Origin of the sequence: Alienimonas sp. DA493, assembly GCF_043951915.1 — a bacterium.
In the GTDB taxonomy this organism is placed as follows: Bacteria; Planctomycetota; Planctomycetia; order Planctomycetales; family Planctomycetaceae; genus Alienimonas.
In genome coordinates this window covers 1-552 of sequence record NZ_JBINJD010000363.1, presented here as the reverse complement: position 1 = coordinate 552, position 552 = coordinate 1, and the positions used below count along the sequence as shown (strand labels likewise).

1 protein-coding gene is annotated in these 552 nt (G+C 68.7%); it reads left to right on the top strand.

The genetic code is table 11. From position 1 onward, the window contains the following. The first annotated feature begins 155 nt into the window (after positions 1-155). Positions 156-380: a hypothetical protein gene (locus tag ACG2DA_RS23035; RefSeq protein WP_395259058.1), complete on the top strand. Its 225-nt coding sequence runs from the start codon at positions 156-158 to the stop codon at positions 378-380. Positions 381-552 lie beyond the last annotated feature (172 nt).

Here is a 552-nt window from a genome sequence, read left to right as displayed (position 1 = left end):
CGGAAGTCCACCAACGAGACCGCGCCGGAAATCTTGTTGGTGAAGAACGAGTGACCCCGACGCCCGCCGCGGCGTGAACGCGGCCCTCTGAGTTCCCCCTTTTCAAGAACCCCCGACCGGGGCGAGCGATCCCGGTCTGCAATCACGGAGACGCGATGCGATTTCGGAACGACCCACAGACGGTCGGCGGCTTGCACCACGGCGACTCGTTCTACGCCGACAACTTCGTTGAACCGCTCATCAAGACCGGGAAGACGGCCGGCTCCGGCGAGGAATTGATTGTGTGCGTCGGGCTCGTCACCGGGTCTACGCACAGTTTCAACAAGGACGACGCGGCCCGCGGCGTGAACACCGTCGAGCTGGCCCGCCCGCGGGAGTAGCGACCACCTGGCAAGCCGTGAGTGCCACGGCGGGGACTTCCGGCGGGACCGCTCCCGCCGACGTGCGGCGGTCCAGAACGACTTGGGGCGTGCGACAGCGCCCGCACCGCACGGACCGCGAGGTCCCGACACGTATCCCGCGCCTGCCGCCCGCGGGGCCGAACCACGGCCG

What these genes read in the sequence shown, in the direction of transcription:
- ACG2DA_RS23035 (WP_395259058.1), top strand. Translation starts at nt 156, where the DNA reads ATGCGATTTCGGAACGACCCACAGACGGTCGGCGGCTTGCACCACGGC.